Genomic DNA, 1,286 nt, shown 5'->3' on the forward strand with positions numbered 1-1,286 from the left:
TCCAGCGCGGCATGCAGCGTCCCGTTGCCGGTGCCCTCGGCCACCAGGCCGCGGGCACCCAGTGCCACCAGGGCCGGCACCAGGGCGCCGTCGCAGCCCGCGTGGCTGGTCACGATGTCCACCCGCGGCCATTGGGCCACCGGCTGCTGGATGGCCTGGACCAGCCGTGCGGCCTCGTCCGCGTCGGCCAGGGGCCAGGGCCGCAGCACGCGCAACTGGCCTTCCTGCACCAGCGCCAGCGGGCCGGCCTCGTCGGTGGCAAAGGCGTCCACCCGGTAGCCGTGGACCTTGCGCACATCCTCGGCGGCCATCACCCGCCCCGCGGCCACCGCCAGCACGCCGCGGGCACCGGGCCAGCCGGCCACGGTCACGGCGTCCAGCAGGTTCTGCGGACCATCGGGCATCAGCGCGGAGGCCGGGCGCATCGCCGCCGTCAGCACCACCGGCTTGGTGGGCGCCAGCGCCCGGTGCAGAAACCAGGCGGTCTCCTCCAACGTGTCGGTGCCATGCGTGATGACCACGCCCAGCACGTCCTCGCGCGCCAGCGCTTCGGCCACCGCCCGGGCCAGGACCTGCCACAGCCCATGGTCCATGTCCTTGCTGTCGATCTGGGCCAGTTGACGGGCCTCCAGCGCATGGCCGGCCAGGGCCGGCACGGCGGCCAGCAGATCGGCCACGCTCACCTCACCGGCGCGGTAGCCCACGTTGTCCGAGGCCGCCCGGGACCGCCCGGCGATGGTGCCGCCGGTGCCGAGGATGACGGTGCGCGCAGAAGTAGTGCTTGGCATTTCGAAAGGGTCTGGATAAAAATACAGATACTGGATACAACCTCAGCCCTGCTTGCCGCGGGGCCCGCCAACATGGAAAGCCCCAAGCTCACCGCCCGCCAGCAGCAGATCCTGGATCTGGTGCAAAGCACGATCGAGCGCACCGGCGCGCCCCCCACCCGGGCCGAGATCGCCGCCGAACTGGGCTTCAAGTCGCCCAATGCGGCCGAGGAACACCTGCAGGCCCTGGCGCGCAAGGGCGTGATCGAACTGGTGGGCGGCACCTCGCGGGGCATCCGCCTGCAGACGCGCACTTTACGCGCCCTCAACGAGGCGCGCGGCAAGCAGTTTGCCCTGCCCCTGCCCAGCCTGGCCCAGCTCACCCTGCCCCTGGTCGGGCGTGTGGCGGCCGGCCACCCCATCCTGGCCCAGGAACACATCGACCAGACCTATGTGCTGGAAGCCAGCCTTTTCCCGCGCAAGCCCGACTACCTGCTGAAGGTCAAGGGCATGAGCATG

The 1,286-nt window shown here is 71.3% G+C and carries 2 protein-coding genes; one reads left to right on the forward strand and one right to left on the reverse strand.

Annotated features, from left to right (window positions below; genetic code table 11):
* Window positions 1-788 (reverse strand): asparaginase (locus I73_RS14600; RefSeq protein WP_026096759.1); only part of this gene is annotated, 788 nt, incomplete at its 3' end.
* A gap of 72 nt (window positions 789-860) precedes the next feature.
* On the opposite strand from I73_RS14600, the gene lexA reads away from it, so the two are divergent.
* A partial coding sequence (gene lexA / locus I73_RS14605; RefSeq protein ID WP_022981293.1) for a transcriptional repressor LexA occupies window positions 861-1,286 on the forward strand: 426 nt, incomplete at its 3' end.

This window comes from Ideonella sp. B508-1 (assembly GCF_000333615.1).
Taxonomy (GTDB): Bacteria; Pseudomonadota; Gammaproteobacteria; order Burkholderiales; family Burkholderiaceae_C; genus Ideonella.